General features: G+C 72.5%; 14 protein-coding genes and 1 pseudogene. 7 read left to right on the forward strand and 8 right to left on the reverse strand.

Translation table 11 applies throughout. From position 1 onward, the window contains the following. On the forward strand, positions 1-231 hold a 231-nt coding region (locus ACFQ87_RS23790; RefSeq protein ID WP_380612804.1), incomplete at its 5' end, for a precorrin-8X methylmutase. Continuing rightward, positions 228-1,745: a precorrin-2 C(20)-methyltransferase gene (locus tag ACFQ87_RS23795; RefSeq protein WP_380612805.1), complete on the forward strand. Its 1,518-nt coding sequence runs from the start codon at positions 228-230 to the stop codon at positions 1,743-1,745. The genes ACFQ87_RS23790 and ACFQ87_RS23795, both read left to right, overlap by 4 nt. Before the next feature lie 146 nt (positions 1,746-1,891). On the opposite strand, the gene ACFQ87_RS23800 is transcribed toward ACFQ87_RS23795, so the two are convergent. Next, the gene (locus ACFQ87_RS23800) at positions 1,892-3,631 is read right to left on the reverse strand and encodes a TIGR03767 family metallophosphoesterase (protein ID WP_380612806.1); all 1,740 of its coding nucleotides are present in this window, start codon (positions 3,629-3,631) and stop codon (positions 1,892-1,894) included. A 339-nt stretch (positions 3,632-3,970) separates the two neighbouring features. Between ACFQ87_RS23800 and ACFQ87_RS23805 the strand changes: the two genes are divergently transcribed. Further along, complete coding sequence (locus ACFQ87_RS23805; protein WP_380612807.1) at positions 3,971-5,140, forward strand: cobalt-precorrin-5B (C(1))-methyltransferase; 1,170 nt, start codon at positions 3,971-3,973, stop codon at positions 5,138-5,140. A gap of 161 nt (positions 5,141-5,301) precedes the next feature. Then, entirely contained in the window at positions 5,302-6,831 is a 1,530-nt protein-coding gene (locus tag ACFQ87_RS23810; RefSeq protein WP_380612808.1) for a UDP-N-acetylglucosamine 1-carboxyvinyltransferase, read from the forward strand. Between the two features lie 25 nt (positions 6,832-6,856). On the opposite strand, the pseudogene ACFQ87_RS23815 reads toward ACFQ87_RS23810, so the two are convergent. The 6 genes and pseudogenes from ACFQ87_RS23815 to ACFQ87_RS23840 all read right to left on the reverse strand — a co-directional run. Further along, a pseudogene (locus ACFQ87_RS23815) lies at positions 6,857-7,051 on the reverse strand (protein phosphatase); the annotation flags it as partial. Between the two features lie 48 nt (positions 7,052-7,099). After that, the gene (locus ACFQ87_RS23820; RefSeq protein ID WP_380612809.1) at positions 7,100-7,603 is read right to left on the reverse strand and encodes a DinB family protein; all 504 of its coding nucleotides are present in this window, start codon (positions 7,601-7,603) and stop codon (positions 7,100-7,102) included. Between the two features lie 42 nt (positions 7,604-7,645). Continuing rightward, entirely contained in the window at positions 7,646-8,419 is a 774-nt protein-coding gene (locus tag ACFQ87_RS23825; protein WP_380612810.1) for a cobalt-precorrin-6A reductase, read from the reverse strand. Further along, complete coding sequence (gene cobM, locus ACFQ87_RS23830; RefSeq protein WP_380612811.1) at positions 8,416-9,177, reverse strand: precorrin-4 C(11)-methyltransferase; 762 nt, start codon at positions 9,175-9,177, stop codon at positions 8,416-8,418. Before cobM ends, ACFQ87_RS23825 begins: the two co-directional genes overlap by 4 nt. Then, positions 9,174-10,412, reverse strand: a complete 1,239-nt coding sequence (gene cbiE, locus ACFQ87_RS23835) for a precorrin-6y C5,15-methyltransferase (decarboxylating) subunit CbiE (protein WP_380612812.1) — start codon at positions 10,410-10,412, stop codon at positions 9,174-9,176. Before cbiE ends, cobM begins: the two co-directional genes overlap by 4 nt. Before the next feature lie 208 nt (positions 10,413-10,620). Then, positions 10,621-11,064 (reverse strand): gamma-glutamylcyclotransferase family protein, encoded by a 444-nt coding sequence (locus ACFQ87_RS23840; RefSeq protein WP_380612813.1) that lies wholly within the window; start codon positions 11,062-11,064, stop codon positions 10,621-10,623. A 133-nt stretch (positions 11,065-11,197) separates the two neighbouring features. On the opposite strand from ACFQ87_RS23840, the gene ACFQ87_RS23845 reads away from it, so the two are divergent. Continuing rightward, positions 11,198-12,220 carry an EamA family transporter gene (locus ACFQ87_RS23845; protein ID WP_380612814.1) on the forward strand — a complete coding sequence of 341 codons (1,023 nt, stop codon included), beginning with the start codon at positions 11,198-11,200 and terminating at the stop codon, positions 12,218-12,220. Here ACFQ87_RS23845 and ACFQ87_RS23850 read toward each other — a convergent pair. Next, on the reverse strand, positions 12,171-12,779 hold the full coding sequence (locus ACFQ87_RS23850) for a dihydrofolate reductase family protein (RefSeq protein WP_380612815.1): 609 nt from the start codon (positions 12,777-12,779) through the stop codon (positions 12,171-12,173). The genes ACFQ87_RS23845 and ACFQ87_RS23850 overlap by 50 nt on opposite strands. 181 nt (positions 12,780-12,960) lie before the next feature. Between ACFQ87_RS23850 and ACFQ87_RS23855 the strand changes: the two genes are divergently transcribed. Both ACFQ87_RS23855 and ACFQ87_RS23860 read left to right on the forward strand, forming a co-directional pair. Then, the gene (locus ACFQ87_RS23855) at positions 12,961-13,536 is read left to right on the forward strand and encodes a TetR/AcrR family transcriptional regulator (protein ID WP_380612816.1); all 576 of its coding nucleotides are present in this window, start codon (positions 12,961-12,963) and stop codon (positions 13,534-13,536) included. Positions 13,537-13,700: 164 nt separating this feature from the next. Then, entirely contained in the window at positions 13,701-15,062 is a 1,362-nt protein-coding gene (locus ACFQ87_RS23860) for an MFS transporter (RefSeq protein ID WP_380612817.1), read from the forward strand. Positions 15,063-15,125 lie beyond the last annotated feature (63 nt).

The raw sequence follows: 15,125 nt of genomic DNA on the forward strand, positions 1-15,125 counted from the left end.
GTCGGCAACGCACCGACCTCGCTGTTCCGGCTGCTGGAGATGATCGAGGCGGGCGCGCCCCGCCCGGCCGCGGTGATCGGTGTCCCGGTCGGCTTCATCGGCGCCGCCGAGTCCAAGCAGGCCCTCGCCGAGCACCCGTCCGGCCTGGAGCACCTGGTGGTGCGTGGTCGACGCGGCGGCAGCGCGATCGCCGCAGCGGCCGTCAACGCGATTGCGAGTGAAGAAGAGTGACCGAGCATCAGAGCGCCGTCGGTCGACTGTACGGCGTCGGCCTCGGCCCGGGGGACCCTTCGCTGGTGACCGTCCGCGCCGCCGAACTCATCGGCAAGGCCGACGTGGTGGCGTACCACAGCGCCCGGCACGGCCGCTCCATCGCGCGCTCGATCGCCGAGCGGTACCTGACGGGTGGTCAGGTCGAGGAGAAGCTGGTCTACCCGCTCACCGTCGAGACCACCGACCACCCGGGCGGCTACCGGGGCGCGCTGGACGAGTTCTACGAGGAGGCCGCCGCCCGGCTGGCCGCCCACCTGGACGCCGGGCGTGACGTGGTGGTCCTCGCCGAGGGCGACCCGCTGTTCTACGGCTCGTACCAGCACATGCACAAGCGGCTCGCACACCGCTACCCGACTGAGGTGGTGCCCGGCGTGACCTCGGTCAGCGCGGCGGCGGCCCGGCTCGGTCAGCCGCTGACCGAGGCCGAGGAGACGCTCACCGTCATCCCGGGCACGCTGCCCGAGGAGGAGCTGACGGCGCGGATCGCCGCCGCCGACTCCGCCGTGATCATGAAGCTGGGGCGCACCTTCCCGGCCGTCCGGCGGGCGCTGGAGCGGGCCGGGCGACTCGAGGACGCGCAGTACGTCGAGCGCGCCTTCATGGCCGGGGAGCGCGTCGCGCCACTCGCGGAGGTCGAGGGCGAGACCGTCCCGTACTTCTCGGTGGCGGTGCTGCCGAGCAAGGTCGCGCCGCTGGAGTCGACCGTGCGGCTGTCGGACGGCACGGGCAGCGTGACCGTGGTCGGCACCGGGCCGGCCGGGCCGCTCTGGCTCACCCCCGAGGCGCGCGGCGCGCTGGCCGAGGCCACCGACTTGGTCGGCTACACCACCTACCTGGACCGGGTGCCGGAGCGGCCGGGGCAGCGGCGGCACGGCTCGGACAACAAGGTGGAGTCGGAGCGCGCCGAGTTCGCCCTGGAGCTCGCCCGGCGCGGGCACCGGGTCGCGGTGGTCTCCTCGGGCGATCCGGGCGTCTTCGCGATGGCCACCGCGGTGCTGGAGGTCGCCTGTGAGGAGGCGTACCGGGACGTGCCGGTGCGGGTGCTCCCCGGGATGACCGCCGCGCACGCGGCCGCCTCCCGGGCGGGGGCCCCGCTGGGGCACGACTACGCGACGGTCTCGCTGTCGGACCGGCTCAAGCCGTGGGACGTGGTGGCGAAGCGGTTGCGCGCCGCCGCCGAGGCGGACCTGGTGCTCGCGCTGTACAACCCGGGCTCGAAGTCCCGTACCACCCAGGTCGGCCTGGCCCGGGACCTGCTGCTGGAGTACCGCACGCCGGAGACCCCGGTGGTGATGGCGCGCGACGTCGGCGGGCCGACCGAGCGGATCCGGATCGTGCGGCTGGGCGAGCTGGACCCGGCGCTGGTCGACATGCGGACGATCCTGCTGATCGGCTCCTCGCAGACCCAGGCGGTCGAGCGGGGCGGCGGCGTGGAGGTCGTCTGGACGCCTCGGCGCTACCCGGAGGCGTGACGGCGGGCCGCTGACGGCTCCCCGCCGCCTGCTGCGCACGACCGACAGATGACAGCTGACAGATTTCGTTATCTGTCAGCTGTCATCTGTTTTCTGTTCGCCGTTGCCTGTCAGCTGTCAGCTGTCAGCTGTTGCTGCCGCGTGCGTCACCGGGTCGGCTTGGTGATCAGCAGCTCGGTGTTGTGGTCCTCCCCGGAGCCCAGCAGCGCCGAGACCCTCCCGTTGGGGTCGTTGTACGACAGCTCGCGGTACAGCGCCGCGAGGTTGGCGTCCGAGGTGCTGCCGAAGTCCGTCCCGTACGGCGCGGAGGACTCGATCAGCGTGGTGAACAGGGAGAGCGTGCCGTCCCCGTTGTCCGCGATCTCGATGATGCGCCCGTGCTGCGGGTAGTCGATGTGCGAGGCGGTGTTGATCTCCCAGAACGCCCGCTCCGGCACCGGGTGGCCGTGCGCCGTGATCTTGTTCATGTGGGTGTGCCCGTTCACCCACGCGACCACGTTCGGGTAGCGCTGCAGCAGGGCGACCAGCTCGTTGCCGTCGTGCCGCTTCTCGAAGATGTTGCGCGGGTCCGGCAGCAGGTTGCCCATCGAGCCGCTGGTGTGGTGGCTGAAGACCAGGATCACGTCGTCGGTGCTGCCGCCCGTCACGCGGTTCCCGTTGGTGTCGTACCAGTGCCCGCTGTGCGCCTTCAACTGCTGCTCCAGCCAGCGCAGTTGCGCGGTGCCCAGGGAGCCGTCGGCGAACCCGGCCTGGTTGGTGGTGTCCAGGCTGATGCCGACCACCTTCTCCGAGATCCGGAAGGTGTAGTAGAGCTTGCCGCTGCTCACCATGTCCGAGGTGAAGCCGTGCCCGTACGGACCCGCGCCGGTGACGGCCGGGTCGAGGTGGGCCTTGGCGAACTCCTTGAGCGTGAACGGGTGCCGACGCTCGTCCGGGGTCACCCGGCGCACCGCCTCGCCGCTGGCGAGGAGCTTGGCGAGCAGCAGCACGGCGCCCGCCGGGTCGCGGCGCAGCGAGTCCATCAGCTGGGCCGCGGTCGCGTCGTCGCAGCCCTCCAGCTTGTACTCGCCGGTGTAGAGGTCGTTCAGCAGCCCGAAGTCGGGCAGCGTGCCCTCGATGCTGTCGTCGTGGTTGCCGACCGTGGTGTACCAGGGGGTGCTCAGGCCGGGAGCGTCGAAGGGCCGCCCGGCGGCGGAGAGGAAGCCGGGTATCTGCGGGAAGCCCTTCGCCTTGTAGCTGTCGTTGTAGGCGAGTTCGGGGTTCCAGAAGGCCGAGTTGCCGGAGTTCTGCACACCCTCGTAGCGGCTGAGGTCACCGGTGTTCTGGGACATCCGGCCGCCGCCCATGACCGTGAGGTACCAGTCGAGTTCGGCCAGTTCGTGGTTGTCGGTGTTGTCCCCGGTGGCCATCACCATGCTGAACGGCATCCCGGTGTAGGGGCCGCCGTCGAGCGAGTTGACCCGCTCGACGAGCGCCGACACACCCCGGGCGTTCAGGGCCTCCTGCGGCCGGTAGGCGCTGCCGTTGGACTTGGCCAGGAACTCGAAACGCACCGGGGACTCGGTGTCCACCAGGTGCAGGTCGCTGAACTGGACGAAGCTGGCCAGCCCGGTACGGCGGTCGTCCCGCCCGGCGCTCGGCGCCGCGAGGTCCCCGCGCACCATCAGCGGCCAGCCCGGCCCGGCCGTCAGCCGCTTGTAGGAACCGGTGCCGACCGGCGTGGCCACCTGCTCCAGGGTGGTGCCGGTGATCTTGACCGCCCGCGCGGCCGTGGTCGCGAGCGCCTGATCGCGCGCCGCGGCCGAGGCGAACTGGGCGCCGCCCAGAGACAGGGCCGACCAGGCGGCGGCCACCGACGTACCCGTGAGGAACGTACGACGTCTCATCCCTGCCACAAAAACCCCCACATGCTGACGGCCCGGCCGGGCAAGCGCCCCGTCCACCGGACCTGAGTGTCATGAACCCGCTTCTGGCGGAGCGACAGATTACCCATGGGTAGGCGCCGGGTGTTAGACCTGTGCGGAGAACTCTTCGGGAACGCGGGTCAGCACCACCTCCGCAGCTCGCGCACGGTGGCCCGGTCCGGGCGCGGACCGCCACCCCGGTCGGGGCGGCGGCGGACGGATGGGGGAAAATCGGCGGCGACGGCCGGGTGCGGCCGCCGGGGCAAGCGGGACGGCGCGCGAGCGCGGTCCGACGTTCGGACGTTCGGAAGTGAGGCGCAGGTGGCCGCAGCGGGAGCCGGGGCGGGAGGCCGGGCCGGCCAGCTGAAGAGCAGCGGTCTGCGCCACGGCTGGACGACGGGCGCCTGCGCCACCGCCGCCACCAAGGCCGCCTACACCGCGCTGCTCACCGGCGAGTTCCCGGACCCGGTGACCATCACCCTCCCCAAGGGCCAGCAGCCCGCCTTCGCCCTCGCCGCCGAGGAGCTGACCGGGCCGGGAACCGGGGGTCCGACCGGGTCGGGAGCCGGGCCGGTCAGCGCCATGGCCGGGGTGGTCAAGGACGCCGGCGACGACCCCGACGTCACCCACGGCGCGCTGATCCGCGCGACCGTACGGGCCGGCGAACCCGGCGCCGGAGTGGTGTTCCGGGCCGGTCCCGGGGTCGGGACGGTCACCAAGGCGGGCCTGCCGCTGCCGGTCGGCGAGCCCGCGATCAACCCGGTTCCCCGGCAGATGATCCGGGACGCGGTGGCCGAGGTGGCGGCGGCGCACGGCGGCAGCGGGGACGTGGTGGTCGAGGTCTCCGTCGACCACGGCGAGGAGATCGCCCGCTCGACCTGGAACCCGCGCCTGGGCATCCTCGGCGGCCTGTCCATCCTCGGCACCACCGGGATCGTCGTCCCCTACTCGTGCTCGGCCTGGATCGACTCGATCCGGCGCGGCGTGGACGTGGCCCGGGCGGCCGGGCGCACGCACGTGGCGGGCTGCACCGGTTCGACCTCGGAGAAAGTCGCCGTCGCGGTGCACGGACTGCCCGAGGACGCGCTGCTCGACATGGGCGACTTCGCCGGGGCCGTCCTCAAGTACCTCAAGCGCCACCCGGTGCCCCGGCTGACCATCGCGGGCGGCTTCGCCAAGCTGTCCAAGCTCGCCCACGGCCACCTGGACCTGCACTCGGCGCGCTCCCAGGTGGACAAGGGCTACCTGGCCGAACTGGCCCGGCGAGGTGGGGCGGACGAGGCGCTGGCCGAGGCGGTGGCGGCGGCCAACACCGGGCTGGAGGCGGTGCAGTTGTGCCGGGCGGCGGGGGTGCCGCTCGGGGACCTGGTCGCCGAGGCGGCCCGGGCGACGGCGCTGGACGTGCTGCGGGGCTCACCGGTCGCGGTGGACGTCATCTGCATCGACCGCGCGGGCACCATCGTCGGCCGGGCGGAACCGTTCGGGCCCTGAACGGCGTCGAGTTGAGTGCAGCGCTGGCGCAACGGAAACTCAGCAATATCGCATGGTGATGTGAAGATCTGACGCTCATACGTGGCGAGAAGCGGACAAAAGTACCCTCACGCCCAACCTTGATTCTTTTGCGATCTCAACCATGAGATATGGTCTGCCGAGTGACAGGCGACTACCTCACCCGTATCGGCACCCTCATCCGTACCGCGCGCCAGCACCGTGGCTGGTCCCAGGCGCAGCTCGGAGAGGCACTCGGCACCAGCCAGAGCGCGGTCAACCGCATCGAACAGGGCAAGCAGAACGTCAGCCTTGAGATGATCGCCCGCATCGGCGATGCCCTCAACAGCGAGATCGTCTCCCTCGGCTACTCCGGCCCGATGCACCTGCGGGTCACCGGCGGCACCCGGCTCTCCGGCGCGATCGACGTCCGCAGCAGCAAGAACGCCTGCGTGGCGATCCTCTGCGCCTCGCTGCTGACCACCGGCCGCACCACGATCCGCAGCGTGGCCCGGATCGAAGAGGTCTACCGCATCCTCGAGGTGCTCACCAGCATCGGCGTCAAGAGCCGCTGGATCAACGAGGGCCGCGACCTCGAACTCACCCCGCCGGCCGAGCTCGACCTCGCCGCGATGGACGTCGAGGCCGCCCGCCGCACCCGCAGCGTGCTGATGTTCCTCGGCCCGCTGATGCACCGCGCCGAGCGCTTCGCCATCCCGTACGCAGGCGGTTGCGACCTCGGCACCCGCACCGTCCAGCCGCACCTGACCGCGCTGCGCCGCTTCGGCCTGGAGGTCGCCACCACCGGCGGCGCCTACCACGCCTCGGTCGAGCCCGGTGTCCCGCTGGACCGCCCGATCGTGCTGACCGAGCGCGGGGACACCGTCACCGAGAACGCCCTGCTGGCCGCCGCGCGGCACGACGGCGTGAGCGTCATCCGCAACGCCTCGCCCAACTACATGGTCCAGGACCTCTGCTTCTTCCTGGAGAAGCTGGGCGTCAAGATCGAGGGCATCGGCACCACCACCCTCACCGTCCACGGCGTCCCGCAGATCACCTGTGACGTCGACTACACCCCGGCCGAGGACCCGGTGGAGGCGATGAGCCTGCTCGCCGCCGCCGTGGTCACCTCCTCCGAGCTGACGATCCGCCGGGTGCCGATCGAGTTCCTGGAGATCGAGCTCGCGGTGCTGGAGGGCATGGGCCTCGACTACGACCGGACCCCCGAGTACCCGGCCCACAACGGCCACACCCGCCTGGTCGACCTCACCGTGCGCCCGTCCAAGCTGGCCGCACCGATCGACACCATCCACCCGATGCCGTTCCCCGGCATCAACATCGACAACGTACCGTTCTTCGCCGCCATCGCCGCGGCCGCGCACGGCACCACGATGATCCACGACTGGGTCTACGACAACCGCGCGATCTACCTCACCGAGCTGACCCGGCTCGGCGCGGACGTCAAGCTCCTCGACCCGCACCGCGTGCTGGTCCAGGGTCCCACCCGCTGGCGCGCCGCCGAGATGATGTGCCCGCCCGCGCTGCGTCCGGCCGTGGTCATCCTGCTGGCGATGCTCGCCGCCCAGGGCACCTCCGTCCTGCGCAACGTCTACGTCATCAACCGCGGTTACGAGGACCTCGCCGAGCGCCTCAACTCGATCGGCGCCCAGATCGAGACCTTCCGCGACATCTGACAGATCGTCATCACGTTGGGAGGCCTCACCCGTTGAGGCCGGCCAGCAGTGCGGCGACGTCCAACCCGGTGTTCAGGTAGTCAACGAACACCGGGTTGTTCAGCGCCCAGGGCGACCGCCGTTCCCGGACCAGCCGGATCGCCTCGCCGGCCCCGTACCCGAGGTCGACCAGCGCCTGCGCCACCACCAGGCCCGAGCGGTTGTACCCGAAGTGGCAGCGGGTTCGCATCGCTGCCCCCTTTGGACCCGCCCGCCCGGTGCTGCCGCGCTACTCGCCGGTGGAGCCGTCGAGGTGCTCGCGCAGGAGGTCGGCGTGGCCGTTGTGGCGGGCGTACTCCTCGATCATGTGGGTGAGGATCCAGCGCAGCGAGAAGACCTCCTCGCCGTAGTGGCCCAGGACGTCCAACGACTCCGCGGCGGCGACGAGTTCCCGGGCGTGGTCGCACTCCCGGCGCCAGATCGCGAAGGCCTCCTCCGGGTCGGCGGTCTCGACGTCGAACTCGGCGAAGGTGCCGTCGGGGTGCTTCCAGAAACCTTGCCTGGCCTCGTCGTTGAGGACGTTGCGGAACCAGCTGCGCTCCACCTCGGCGAGGTGGCGGACGAGCCCGAGCAGCGAGAGTCCGGAGGGTTCCAGCACGCGGGTGCGCAGCTGTTCGGTGCTGAGGCCGGCGCACTTCATCGCGAGGGTGTCGCGCTGGTGGTCCAGGAAGCTCGTCAGGGTGGCCCGTTCGTCGGCGGTACGCAGGGTGGTGGCGCGCTGGTCATCGGTCATCGGGCCATCGTGCCGGGCGGCCGGTCGGGCCACCCGGCAATTTCACCGGCCGGACACCGGCGTGGACGCGGGGCCGGAGTCGAGCTGTTCCAGCCAGTGCAGCGCCCCCTCGACGTCCTGGGCGACCGGCACGCCCTCCGGCACCGGCGGACGTTCCACCACGACCACGGGCAGGCCGAGTTCGCGTGCGGCGGTGAGTTTGGGCGCGGTCGCGGCGCCGCCGCTGTCCTTGGTGACCAGTACGTCGATGCGGTGCTCGCGCAGCAGCGCCCGCTCGGCGTCGAGGGTGAACGGGCCGCGGTCCAGCAGGACTTCGAGTGAGGGCGGCAGCGGCGGCTCGGGCGGGTCCACCGAGCGGGCAAGGAGGTGGATCCCGTCGAGGTGGGCGAAGGCGCCGATGCCCTGGCGGCCGCTGGTGAGGAAGACGCGCCGCCCCAGGCCCGGCAGCAGTTCGGCGGCCGCCGCGAGCGAGCGGACGGGGTGCCAGCGGTCGCCGTCGACGGGCGTGAAGCCGGGGCGGCGCAGCACCAGCAGCGGCACGCCGGTGGCGGCCGCCGCGAGGGTGGCGTTGCCCGAGATCCCGGCGGCGAAGGGGTGGGTGGCGTCGACCACGGCGTCCACCCCCTCGGCGCGCAGCCAGGCGGCCAGTCCGTCCGGGCCGCCGAAGCCGCCGATCCGCACCTCCCCGGCGGGCAGCCGGGGTTGGGCGACCCGGCCGGCCAGCGAGCTGGTGACCCTGAGCGCGGACGGGACGAGGGCGGCGGCCAGCGCCCGCCCCTCGGTGGTCCCGCCGAGGATCAGGATGTGCCGGGTCATGCGCCGCAGGGCTCGTGCGGGCGCTCGCGGTCCGCCGAGTAGAGGTGGCTGTCGCGGAACTGCTCGGCGGCGAGCGTCCGGCCGACGAGGATGACGGCGGTGCGGACCACGCCCGCCGCCTTGACCTGCTCGGCGATGTCGGCGAGCGTGCCGCGCAGCACCAGCTCGTCGGGGCGGCTGGCCATCGCGACCACCGCGGTCGGGCAGTCGGCGCCGTAGTGGGGGAGCAACTGCTCGACCACGTCGTCCACGTACCCGGCGGCCAGGTGCAGCACCAGCAGGGCACCGCTGCGGCCCAGGGTGGCGAGGTCCTCGCCCTCGGGCATGGGGGTGGCGCGCTTGGCGATCCGGGTGAGGATCACGGTCTGGCCGACGGTCGGTACGGTCAACTCCCGCTTCAGCGCGGCCGCCGCGGCGGCGAAGGCGGGCACGCCGGGGACCACCTCGTACGGGACGCCCGCCGCGTCCAGGCGGCGCATCTGCTCGGCGACGGCAGAGAAGACGGACGGGTCCCCGGAGTGCAGCCGGGCCACGTCCTGGCCGACCCGGTGCGCGGCGACCAGCTCGGCGATGATCTGGTCCAGGTTGAGCTGTGCGGTGTCGATCAGCCGGGCACCGGGCGGGCACTCGTCCAGCAGCTCGCGCGGGACCAGGCTGCCGGCGTAGAGGCAGACCTCGGCACGGGCCAGGATGCGCTGGCCGCGCAGGGTGATCAGGTCGGCGGCGCCCGGGCCGGCTCCGATGAAGTAGACGGTCACGAGGCGTCCTCCTGAGGGGGGTTGGGCTTGACGGCGGACCACTGGGTGACCGGCATGGCCTGCCGCCACCCGGTGAAGCCGCCCACCGGGACGGCGTGGGCGACGGCGAGTTTGACGAGCTCCCCGCCGTGGCGTCGGTACCACTCGATGAGCAGTGCCTCGGACTCCAGGGTCACGGTGTTGGCCACCAGCCGGCCGCCGGGGCGCAGCGCGGCCCAGCAACTGTCCAGCAGGCCGGGCGCGGTGAGGCCGCCACCGATGAACACGGCGTCGGGGGTAGGGAGTTCGGCGAGCGCGGCCGGGGCGGGACCGGTCACCACGCGCAGCCGGGGGACGCCCAGCGCGGCGGCGTTGCGGGCGATGCGATCGGCCCGGACGGCGTCGCGTTCGATGCTGACGGCCTGGCAGCCGCGGTGGGCGCGGAGCCACTCGACGGCGATCGAGCCGGAGCCGCCGCCGACGTCCCAGAGCAGTTCGCCGGGGGACGGGGCGAGCGTGGCGAGGGTGGCGGCGCGCACGTGCCGCTTGGTGAGCTGGCCGTCGCTCTCGTACGCGGCGTCGGGCAGGCCGGGGACGAGAGAGCTGCGGGGGCCGTCGCCGAGTTCGACCGCGATGACGTTCAGCGGGTCGCCGACCGGGTGCGGCCAGCCGTCGGCGGGGCCGTCGAGCCGGCGCTCGGTGGGGGAGCCGAGCTGTTCGAGGACGTGCAGGCGGGCGGTGCCGTACCCGCGTTCGGTGAGCAGCGCGGCGACGGCGGCCGGGGTGGCGGCGTCGGCGCTGAGCACCAGCAGACGGCGGCCGGGGTGGAGGGCGAGCGTGAGGGTGTCCAGCGGGCGGCCGACCAGGCTGATCACCTCGGTGGCCTCCAGCGGCCAGCCGAGCCGGGCGCAGGCGTAGGAGACGGAGGACGGGTGCGGCAGCACGCGCAGCCGCTCGGCTCCGACGGTCTCGGCGAGGGTGCGGCCGATGCCGTAGAACATCGGGTCGCCGCTGGCCAGGACGGCGACGCGGCGGTCGGCGTGGGCGGCGAGCAGTCCGGGGACGGCCGGGCGCAGCGGGGACGGCCAGGGGACGCGCTCGGCGGTGACCGCATCGTGGGGGAGCAGCTCCAGCTGCCGGGGGCCGCCGATGACCACCTCGGCGGACTGCAGCGCGGCGCGGGAGGTGGCGGCCAGACCGGGCCAGCCGTCGGCCCCGATCCCGACGACGGTGATCGGATGGGGCAGCTCGGGCACCGGGTGGCTCCTCGTCGTTCGGCGGGCCAGTGCGTAGTGGATCTCACCAGCCGGGGCAGCCTACCTGGCCGTTTGCGGCCGGTCTGCGGCGAGGTCACGGCCGGGGGTGTCGGCTGGCGGCGAACAGATTTCAGATTCTGAACGCTGAAATCTGAAAGCTGTCTGCTGAAAGTTGTCAGCCGTCAGCCGTCAGCCGACCCCCGCCCCCTCACCTGTCCGCCCAGTCCCCCGAGGCGATCAGCGCCGGCCGCGTCCGCAGCCGCGCCTCAGCGGTCGGCCCGGCGAGGTACACCCAGGCCTCCCGCAGCTCGCCCGCCGCCGTCCACACCGCCAGCCGTCGCCGTACGTACAGCCCCGTCCCGTCCGGCCGGCACTCCTCCAACTCGTCCAGCGTCGCGAGCGCCCCGGCATACGCGCCCGGCCGTACGGTGATCAGCTCGCCCACGATCCGCCGCCCGGGTGTCGGGTCGGGCACCGCGTACGGGAACCCCGGGCCCGCGTGCAGCGCCGCGCCGTTCAGCACCGCCGGACGGATCTCGGCACAGCGCCCGGCCAGGTGGGCGGCGTGGTTGCGGCCGCCGCTGCGCAGCGTGCCGTACACGAAGAACGGCAGGGCCTCCTCAACCGGCGAGGCCACCTCAGGCGCGGACACGAATTCGACCTCCTTGCTGGGGGAGCGCCCACGGTACGTCCTGCTGCCCGATCCGTGATACCCACTGGCGCAGCGGGCTCCCCATGCGCTGTCATGTCGGATGTTCGGCCAGCAGCGTCCAAGGGGGACACACATGACATCGCCCGCCTCCTCCCAACCGGCAGCCACCCCCGGTAGCACCTCCACCACCCCCGCCACCCCCACAACCCCCGACACCCCCGCCAAGCCGACCGCCCGCCTGGGCGGCGCCGTCTGGTTGGCCCTCGCGGTGGTCTACGTCGTCTGGGGCTCGACCTACCTGGCGATCCGGATCGCTGTGGAGACGATGCCCTCCTTCCTCTCCGCCGCCGCCCGCTTCCTCACTGCCGGCCTGCTGCTGGTCGGCTACCTGCTGGCCCGCCGAGGCCCGGCCGGCCTGCGGGTGAGCGGGCGCCAGCTGGCCTCCGCCGCTCTGGTCGGCGTGCTGCTGCTGACCGGGGGCAACGGCCTGGTGGTGCTGGGCGAGACCTCCGTCCCCTCCGGCCTGGCTGCCCTGCTGGTGGCCGCCGTCCCGCTGTGGATGGTGGTGCTGACGGCGTTCGGCGGCGGCGAGCGCCCGAAGCGGGCCGAGCTCGTCGGGGTGCTGCTCGGCTTGGTCGGCCTCGGTGTGTTGTCCGCCCCCGCGATCGGCGGGTCCGTCGAGCCGCTGGGCGTGATCCTGATCATCTGCGCCACGCTGACGTGGGCGACCGGCTCGTTCGCGAGCAAGAAGATCCCGATGCCGGGCAACGTGCTCGCCGCGAGCGCGTACCAGATGCTGGCCGGCGGCTTCTGCAATCTGCTGATCGGACTGGTTCGCGGTGAGCAGCGTGGATTCGACCTTGCGGCCGTCTCCGGCCGGTCCTGGCTGGCCCTCGTCTACCTGGTGCTGTTCGGCTCGCTGCTCGCCTTCACCGCGTACGCCTGGTTGCTGCGCTCGGCCCCGCTGACCCTGGTCGCCACCTACGCGTACGTGAACCCGGTGGTCGCGGTGCTGCTGGGCTGGCTGGTGCTGGCCGAGCCGCTGACCGGGCCGACCCTGGCGGGCGGCGCGATCGTGGTGGCCGGCGTCTGCCTGGTGGTGAGCGTCAGCCGGCGACCGGGGCGTCCGTCGAAGGCGACGTCCGCGCGTAGGTGAGGATGACGTTCCCGCGCTCGAAGATCCGGCTGTCGGTGAGCGTGAAGGCGCGCGGCTCGAAGCCCGTGCGGAACAGCGGGATGCCCGACCCGACCACCACCGGGTACTGCTTGATGATCAGCTCGTCGATCTCGGGCAGCAGCTGACCGGCCAGGTCGGCGCCCCCGCAGAGCCAGATACCGAGCCCGTCCTCCTGCTTGAGCCGGCGGACGACGCTCACCGGGTCCTCGGTGGTGACCTCCACCGCCGGGTCCGGGCTCGACTCCAGGCTGCGGGAGAAGACGATCTGCCGCAGGTGGGCGTACGGGCTGGTGAGTCCGACGGACAGTCCGGCGTCGTAGCTGCCGCGCCCCTGGAGCACGGTGTCGAAGAGCTTGTTGGGCGCTTCCGCGATGCCGACCGCCGTGCGGCCGGGGGTGGAGACGGTCTCCGGGTACTCGGCAAAGAGCGTCGGCGTGAAGTCCTCGGTGAGGAACGGGAAGAAGAAGTCGTAGCCGCCGTCCGGGGCCGCGATGAAGCCGTCGATGGTGGCGCCGACGAAGTAGCTGAGCTTGCGCATACAGGCCCTTGGGATCGAGGAACGGGATCGGGAGGCGGCGCGGGCCGGATCGGCCCGCCCGCTCAACCACTCCAGTTATAGTACTTTGACCGTAGTGGTTGCAAGAGGGTTGCCCGAGCCCGATCCGAGCCCGACCTGAGCCCCTGAAGGCGCCGGAAGGCGTAGGAGAGAGAATCGCCCCATGGCCCAGAACCCCGCCCGCCGCACCGCCCTCGCCGACGCCGCCATCGAGGTCCTCGCCCGCGAGGGCGCCCGCGGTCTCACCTTCCGTGCGGTCGACGTCCAGGCCGGCGTTCCCAACGGCACGGCCTCCAACTACTTCGCCAACCGGGACCAGCTGCTCCACCAGACCGCCGGGCACATCCACCAGCGACTCACCCCCGACCCGGCGATCCTCGCCGAGCTGCTGCGTGCCCCCCGTGACCGCGCACTGGTCACAGCCCTGATGCACGACCTGATCCGCCGCATCTCCGCCGACCGGGCCGGCTACCTCGCCATGCTCGAAATGCGACTGGAGGCCACCCGCCGCCCCGAGCTGCGGGCCCAGCTCACCGGCACCATCCGGGACGAACTGGAGGCCAACATCGCCTACCACCTGGACGAGGGCCTCCCCGGCGGCCGCGAGACCGTCGTCGTCCTCTACCTCGCCATGACCGGCCTGATCCTCGAACACCTCACCCTGCCCGAGGTGTTGGGCGCCGATGGTCTCCCCGCGCTGATCGACACCATCGTTGAGCGGATCGTCCCGGCCGGCTGACCGGGACGACGCCCCCCGAACCGCGACCCCCAGGGCGAGGAGAAGACGACAGCCTCCGCCGCCGGTCAGCCCCGTGAGCCAACGGCACACGATCGTAGGGAAGTTACGATCATCCGGACCGTCGCGCACGAAGCACTGGCACCGAACTGGGGGAGAGGCACGCCGTGTTGGAGACCAGGCAGAACGACACCACCCGAATCGCCGAAGCGCCAATGTCCCCGATGTGGCGCCAACGCTCCTTCCTGGCCCTCTGGTCGGCTCATACCGTCAGCCAGTTCGGCACCCAGATCACCCTCTTCGTGATCCCCGTCCTCGCCCTCGCCACCCTCTCCGCGACCCCCGGCCAACTCGGCCTGGTCTCCGCTGCCGAGACCGTCCCGTTCCTGCTGGTCGGCCTGCCCGCCGGGGCCCTGCTCGACCGCTGGGACCGCCGCCGGGTGATGGTCGTCGCGGACCTCGGCCGCGCCGTGGCGATCTGCGTCCTCCCGCTCGGGTACGCCCTCGACGCGCTGAGCGTGCCACTGCTGTGCGCAGTGGCCTTCGTCACCGGCGTGTTCACCGTCTTCTTCGACATCGCCGACCAGTCCCTGCTGCCGAGCGTGGTCTCCCGCGCGCAGACGGCGGACGGCAACAGCCGCCTGGAGATCTCCCGCTCGACCGCCGAGCTCGCCGGCCCCAGCCTCGGTGGCCTGCTGCTCCAGCTGCTCGCCGCCCCGCTGATCCTGCTCGGTGACGCGGCCAGCTACCTGCTTTCGGCGCTGCTGCTCTGCTCGGTCCGCACCCGCCACGACGACGACCTGGACCGCGACCTGGACCGCGAGCACGGCCGCGATGACGGTTACGAGCACGGCCACACCGAACGCCGGGCAGCCCCCGAGTCCCGGATGCGCACCCGGATCGCCGAGGGCCTGCGGTTCGTCCTCACCCACCGCACCCTGCGCCCGCTCGCCCTCGCCACCGCGATCGGCAACCTGGCGAGCCTCGGCGGAGCGCTCAGCGCCTTGCTGACCGCCTACGCCGTCCACGACCTGGGGCTGTCACCCGGCGCGCTCGGCCTGGGGCTCTCCCTCGGAAATGCCGGGGCCCTGCTCGGAGCCGTGGCCACCGGCCGGCTGATCCGCCGTTTCGGCCTCGGACCGGTCCTGATCGTCGCGAAGTCCCTCCCAGGCCTCGCCGTCCTGATCCTCGCCACCGCCGCGCCCGGCCGCGCGTCGGCCACGGTGGCGTTCGCGACCGGGATCCTGGCCTGCGGCGTCACCGTCTACAACATCGGCCAGGTGAGCCTGCGGCAGGCCGTCACCCCGACCGCCCTGCAGGCCCGGATGAACGCCTCGGTCCGGTTCGTCATCTGGGGCACCCTGCCGCTCGGCGCGCTGGCGGGCGGCCTGCTCGGCTCGTGGCTCGGGCTGCGCCCGGCGCTCTGGCTGGTGGGCGCGACGGGTCTGCTCTCCTGTCTGCCGCTGTTGCTCGCGCGCGAGGTCCGGGTGCTGCGCGCGATGCCGACCGGGCCCGGGTCGGTCGACTGACAGCCGGGGCAGGCCGCCATCCGCAGATCAGTGCGGGTCCGTGCGGGTCAGAACGAGTCGGAG

Source organism: Kitasatospora sp. NPDC056531 (assembly GCF_042794375.1).
Classification (GTDB): domain Bacteria; phylum Actinomycetota; class Actinomycetes; order Streptomycetales; family Streptomycetaceae; genus Kitasatospora.